The organism is Vibrio sp. 10N.261.52.A1, from assembly GCF_002876325.1.
In the GTDB taxonomy this organism is placed as follows: Bacteria; Pseudomonadota; Gammaproteobacteria; order Enterobacterales; family Vibrionaceae; genus Vibrio; species Vibrio chagasii.
Map to the genome: position 1 here is coordinate 1 of NZ_MCYD01000609.1, position 6346 is coordinate 6346.

The window sequence follows — 6346 nt, forward strand, 5'->3', positions numbered from 1 at the left end:
CAACTGGGAGTGAGCGATGAAGCGTCTTAATAAGCAGAAAGGGGTGACAGCGATTGAGTTTGTTTTAGGGGCTCTGGTGCTGTTCTTCGCAACCTTTGCGATCTTTGAATCGAGCTACCAAATCTACGTTGTAAACATGACCGAATACTCGCTTAGAGAAACGATCAGAAATACCAAGATCTATGAAGGTAAAGGGATCAATGAGCAATACGAGAACAAGTTCCGAAGCTTGATTGAAGATGACGACAATCTATGGAGCTTCTTGATTGATGGCTCACGCTTCTCGATAAAGGGTCAGTATTTTAAAACCTACGACGATTTTGTTGAGAACAGAGGGCATTCGGACCAAGGTTTGAACTTCAATTACGATTTGGCCGAAATTACCGTGACTTATCGCTACACACCAATCATTAAATTGGCTGGTGCAGCAGATAGAGATATTACACGCACCATGGTTTTGAACTTAGAACACGAGGGGTGGAACGATGATGCGCCGTAACCCAGGAGCGTTTTATGGAAATCGCCAACAAGGTTCTTTTACCGTTGAGTTGCTGTTCATCCTTGTCGCGTTGTGGGGCATTTATCTTTTTGGCGCCGATTTAAGCCATCAGCTGCTCGCACGCGCAAAGCTCGATAGGTCCAGCTTTGCTTTGGTGAACGTGATTAAAGAACGCACGCGTTATTTTGAAGCAGATGTATTGGCGGGGCAGAACCTGTCTGTGACTAACTCAGAATTACAAGACATGACGAAGGTAGCAAGTCGAATGCTCAATACACCCGTAGACAATGTGGCAATCAAGATCGAGTCGTTAACGAACAACATTAATGTCGCTGAGTTTAGTAGCAGTAAGTTCAGAAGCTTAAATTGCCAGACGGATTCAATTATTGACCATGCGGATTTAGCGCCGGTAGATAAGGGCGTTGTTTACCCCTTTTATCGCGTTAGCCTTTGCGAAGAGGAAAGCTCTTGGTTCAAGCCGTTCTTTAATGATGGCACGAGTACCACGGTTAAGATTGCCTCTTCTTCTATCATGCCTGGGAGATAATGAAATGAAAATTCAGTATGAACGTCATATCAATCGTCAGTATCTCAGTCTACAAAGACAGCAAGGTGTCGCCGCAGTATGGATGGGCTTATTGCTTGTTCCTATCATGGGAATGACCTTTTGGGCAGTTGAAGGTACACGCTACGTGCAAGAGACCAGTCGACTTAGAGATTCCGCAGAGGCTGCGGCAATAGCGGTGACGATTGAAGATCAGCCTGATCTCGCGCGTGGATTAGCAACTCAATATGTCGAGAATTACGTGAGGGACATTAAGTCTACCAATCTTTCTGCACAGAGATTTCATCAAGCGGAAGATGAGGGGGCAGGGATTCTTGAATATATCCAATACACGGTTAATGCAAAGACCACTCATGACTCTTGGTTCGCGAGTAGTTTTATCCCTTCGTTTGAGGAGCAGCAAGATCTTGCAGGGCGCTCACTAGCGCGAAAGTACCCCGTTTACCTTGGTGATAACAACATCGACATTGTGTTCGTATCAGACTTTTCTGGCTCGATGGATGATAGGTGGGGGTCAAGCCGTCATAAAAAAATTGATGATTTGAAAACGGCCATCGATCAGATATCTAGCAAAATCCTGTGCACATCGACTGACTTAGAGTACGTCGATGGTGAGTGGAAAGAGGTGTGTGATGAACCTGGAGAAGACACCACCGGAGATAAGCTACTTAACCGAGTGGGATTTGTGCCTTTTAACGTGAGAACGAGGGAAATCGTCTCAGGTGGTCGAGCGAACGCGACCAGTCAGTTGAGTTATAAACCCAATTATAAACCCAACGTGTCCCCTTATTCTTACAACGATGTTAATTGGGATTATTGGCGTGCGTATTCGCAGAATGAGGTACTTAATTGCGCGAATTGGCAGTCCTACTGCCCAAGCCCAAAATCGGACAATCAAAAGTACGCTAAGCGCATCAAGGATGTGATCTATTTAGATAACTATCACGTTGCTGACGTATACAACTATGTTGATTTATCGACGTCTGTAGCCACGATGTTTACGGACAAGTCGGGGTTAAGACCCAACTTCTATGGTGTGAATGGAACGGATCTTTTTAACGCTCATGGTTCTTCAAGTTCAACGCAGTTTAAAAACATTCGATTATCGAACAAATTGTCCGCTCTAAACCCGATTAGCTCTATGTGGGCAGACGGTGGTACCGCCGCCTTTCAAGGGATCTTAAGAGGCTCTCAAATCCTTAAGGATGGCGATCCCAATAGCTCGGATGACGAAGAACAGCAAGCATACAACAAGAAAATCAAGATGTTACTTATTTTGAGTGATGGTCAAGAAAGCCCTAATAACGGCATTCTTAAAGGGCTTGTTGATAGAGGCATGTGTGACAAAGCAAGAGAGGAGATACCTGGCTTATATATTGGTGTCATCGGTATCGATTTCCGTGCTTCTCAGCAAAGCGGTTTTCAAGACTGTGTTATCGACCCAAATGAGGACATCATCGACGTATCTAACCTTGATGAATTGATTGAAAAGATAGAAGAACTCATCCGTAAAGGCTCAAAAACAAGCGGCATCACTAAGTTGTATTAGAGGAAAATATGAAAAAGTTTATGATCGGTTCCATTGTCCTGTCGACATTGCAATTTAGCCTTCACGCCAATGCGGAGGACGGCATAAGCGTTTATTGCGACACGGCATTCAGTGAATATCAACACAGTGTGAGAGTTGATGATGTTGTTGGTGTCGCGCAGCACAGGTTGGGGGCGCTACAAATAGAGCAACAATCCGATAGCAACGAGTTGAAACAGGCATTAGCCAGCCAATCGAGTCTAGGTATCAATAAAGCCGGATGTAAGACTTGGATCAGCAGCCAAGAGCGCCACGGATTGTTGGCTCGAATCCACTTTGGTTTTGACCAACACAGTCTAACACCAATGGGCAGCAAAGCACTGAGCCAGCTCGCTAGTGAATTACAAACCAGTGGCAGTTCGGTCACGGTCGATGGGCACACAGACAGCACTGGTGATGAAGGCTACAACCAAGCTTTAGGGCTACAAAGAGCGCTCACTACTTCGAATGCCTTGGTTGCTGATGGTGTAGAGAAGAATCGCTTGGTTATTCGTTCCTTTGGTGAAAGTAAGCCTATCGCTTCTAATGAAACGAGTGAAGGGCGAGCAAAGAACAGACGAGCCGAGATCTGGACGTCGATGGATGATGCCACAGAACGAGTGAACTAAGAGCATATCTTAGCGTTAAACCCAATATAAATAGTTTATGGAGTCAGTGGCTTGTGATGTGGCTAAGAAGAAGTCTTAGCCATCAGTCTGTCGGAACCCCACTCAATATTATCGTGCATAGAATTTTTGTTATAACGGATGCTAATGAATATTCAATAAAATTTAACTATCTGATACTAAAGAATAATTGATGCTATTTGACAGAGTCTCTTCTGAAGGGATGGAACAAAATATCGACGTAGATACTTGGATATCTATATTGGACAACATATGCGACATTATGGACGCATCGAATGCGGGAATCATCACGATCTCCGATTTTACTTGTTTGGGATTTGAGAGCGTTTTATGTTCTTCAACCAAGTTATGCGAGCAGCACAAAAGTAAGATCAGTTGTTTTTGTGAGTACGTATACAAAGAGAACCGCACGGTTTATTTGAGTGGATGTTCTTGTGGTGAGGCAACTGTTGAGAAGGAGCCTGACGACTATAAATCATTTTGTGGCATCCCCATCAGCGGCACAGATGGAGAAGTGTTTGCCATCCTATTTGTGTTTGACTTGAATCCAACCGAGTATACGGAAAGCCAAGTGAACCTGATTGAGAACATTTCAACCTTACTACGCTCTGAAATCCTCTTGAAAGAAGAGAGCAGGATTTTATATAAAAACAGCCACTTCGATATCATGACGATGTTGCTCAATCGACGGGGGTTCTTTTATGAGTTCAACAAAGCAAACATTGATGATGGAGAGATCGTTTGTCTGTATTTTGACTTGGATAATTTAAAGTACATCAATGATACTTATGGGCACTTTAAAGGTGACGACTATATTTCTGGCTTTGCTTCGTGTATAAGAAATAACATCAAATACAACACAATACCGGCGAGAGTCGGTGGTGATGAGTTCATTGTGGTTATTCATTCAGAAGAGCCCGGATACGCTTGTGAATTGGTTCGTAAAATTCGTGCAGATTTTCATGAGTTCATTGAAGGGTTTCGTGGTGATGATGATGTTTCACTTGGGTTTTCCTATGGGTGCGGAACCTCTGATTCTGAAAGCTTGAACATCATAAACTTGATTAAGTCATCAGACGCAAACATGTATCGCAACAAGAAAAACAAGTTGTAAGTTATACAACTTTTATATGCCGAAGACAGGTACGAAAAAGCCCACCAGTGTGGGCTTTTTGCTTATTTGACTTGTCTAAGCTCGAATGATCATTTGGTCGCGTTCTGGACCAACCGATACCATTACAATTGGCACGCCCATCAGTTCTTCAATACGAGTAACATAATCCTGTGCAGCTTGAGGAAGGCTTTCAAAAGTGCGACAACCCGTGATGTCTTCATCCCAACCCGCCATGTCTTCATAAACTGGCTTTAGCTCAGCCGTTTGTGGCCAAATTGGGTTTTCGCTGTGCTCACCTGCGTATGCAGTACAGATCTTTAACTCAGCCAAACCTGACAGGCAATCAATCTTAGTTAGAGCGATTTCTGTCGCTGCTTGCAGTTCAACACCGTTGCGCGTTGCTACAGCATCGAAGTAACCCATATCACGTGGGCGACCTGTAGTAGCACCGTATTCGTTAGAGCTCTCACGGAAGCTGTCTTGTTCTTCCATTGCAGTAACCAGGGTACCTGTACCAACAGACGAGCTGAATGCCTTAGCCACTGCAATAACGCGATCAGGTCGAAGGGCAGGTAAGCCACTACCAATACCAGCGTAAGCTGCCGTTACATTTGATGATGTTGTCCAAGGGTATTCACCGTAAACCAAGTCACGACCTGCACCGAGTTGAGCTTCAAACAGTAGGTTCGCGTCTTGTGCTTGAAGTGCCTTAAGAGGCTCAGTCACGTTGCAAATGAACGGACGCCAAGCTTTCGTCACTTCAAGTAGCCATTCAGTCATTTCTGAAGCGGTCTGAGTGAAGTCACATTTAGGGTAAAGGGCCTTTAATTGAGGCATCTTCCAATCCAGCATGAATTGAATGCGCTGCTCTAGAACCTCTGGTTGATTTAACCAACCCACAAGGATGCCTTTCTTCATCACGCGATCGCCGTATGCTGGCGCAATGCCTTGACGAGTCGAACCGTAAGCAGCATCACCTAAGCGTTCTTCTTCAAGCGTATCTTCGAGTGCGTGCAGTGGTAGGCACAGTGTAGCTCGATCAGAAATAGCAAGTTTCACGTCAACATTTGCTGCTTGAACTTCTGCGATCTCTTCGCTTAATGCAGCAGGGCTAATCACCATGCCAGGGCCAAGTACAGCCGTACAGTCAGGGTTAAAAATACCACTAGGAAGCTGGTGCAGTTTGAATGTACCGAAGTCGTTAACTACGGTATGGCCTGCATTGTTTCCGCCTTGGAAACGGATGCTCGCAGATGCTTCAGCTGCTAAAAAATCGACGATGCGGCCTTTGCCTTCGTCACCCCAGTTTGCACCCACAACAACGATAGATGGCATAAGTTTATCTCCTGACTGATTGAGAAATCATGTTAGTGCTGCATTGTGGATAAGAGAAATTAATTATCTTTATTATCTTGATAAGGATTCCATATAACTCTAAAGTCTTAATCACAAGCGAGAATCCCTATCACGTTCGTTCCTCACTGTAGGTAATGACGGAGCAGGTGGATTGTGAAAAGAGAGTCACGCGTTTGTAGTTCTTTGCTTTGGAAGTGATAAACCGAACGTTCACTCGATTTGTTAGCGTCATTCCAGAACCGAGGAACGAGGTATCAGGAATCTCAAACCACAAGCGAGATTCCCTATCACGTTCGTTCCTCACTGTAGGGAATGACGAATACAACATTCACGTTATTTCTCTTGTCATTCTAGAACCGAGGAACGAGGTGTCTGGAATCTCTTACGGCACAGCGAGACTCCTTGTTGCGTTCGTTCTTCACTGTAGGGAATGACGAATAAAGCGTTTACGTTTTTCTCTCGTGTCATTTCAGAACCGTGAGACGAGGTATCTGGAATCTCTTACGGCACAGCAAGACTTCTTGTTGCGTTCGCTCTTCACTGTAGGGAATGATGAACAAAGCGTTCGCGTTTTCTCTCGTGTCATTCCAGAACTGAG

The 6346-nt window shown here is 44.6% G+C and carries 6 protein-coding genes; 5 read left to right on the plus strand and 1 reads right to left on the minus strand.

Features of this window, described 5'->3' with window-relative positions; all coding sequences use genetic code 11:
• Positions 1-16 precede the first annotated feature (16 nt).
• The 5 genes from BCT81_RS10665 to BCT81_RS10685 all read left to right on the plus strand — a co-directional run bounded on the left by BCT81_RS10665 (position 17) and on the right by BCT81_RS10685 (position 4392).
• On the plus strand, positions 17-499 hold the full coding sequence (locus tag BCT81_RS10665) for a TadE family protein (RefSeq protein ID WP_102424190.1): 483 nt from the start codon (positions 17-19) through the stop codon (positions 497-499).
• Positions 489-1046, plus strand: coding sequence for a tight adherence pilus pseudopilin TadF (gene tadF / locus BCT81_RS10670; protein WP_102424192.1), 558 nt, complete (start codon positions 489-491; stop codon positions 1044-1046). Before BCT81_RS10665 ends, tadF begins: the two co-directional genes overlap by 11 nt.
• Before the next feature lie 4 nt (positions 1047-1050).
• Positions 1051-2613: a TadE/TadG family type IV pilus assembly protein gene (locus BCT81_RS10675; RefSeq protein ID WP_102424194.1), complete on the plus strand. Its 1563-nt coding sequence runs from the start codon at positions 1051-1053 to the stop codon at positions 2611-2613.
• 8 nt (positions 2614-2621) lie between these two features.
• Positions 2622-3260: an OmpA family protein gene (locus BCT81_RS10680; RefSeq protein WP_102424196.1), complete on the plus strand. Its 639-nt coding sequence runs from the start codon at positions 2622-2624 to the stop codon at positions 3258-3260.
• Between the two features lie 190 nt (positions 3261-3450).
• Positions 3451-4392: a sensor domain-containing diguanylate cyclase gene (locus BCT81_RS10685; RefSeq protein WP_102424198.1), complete on the plus strand. Its 942-nt coding sequence runs from the start codon at positions 3451-3453 to the stop codon at positions 4390-4392.
• A gap of 75 nt (positions 4393-4467) precedes the next feature.
• Here the strand turns inward: BCT81_RS10685 and BCT81_RS10690 are convergent, their stop codons facing one another.
• Positions 4468-5727 (minus strand): adenylosuccinate synthase, encoded by a 1260-nt coding sequence (locus tag BCT81_RS10690; RefSeq protein WP_102424200.1) that lies wholly within the window; start codon positions 5725-5727, stop codon positions 4468-4470.
• Positions 5728-6346 lie beyond the last annotated feature (619 nt).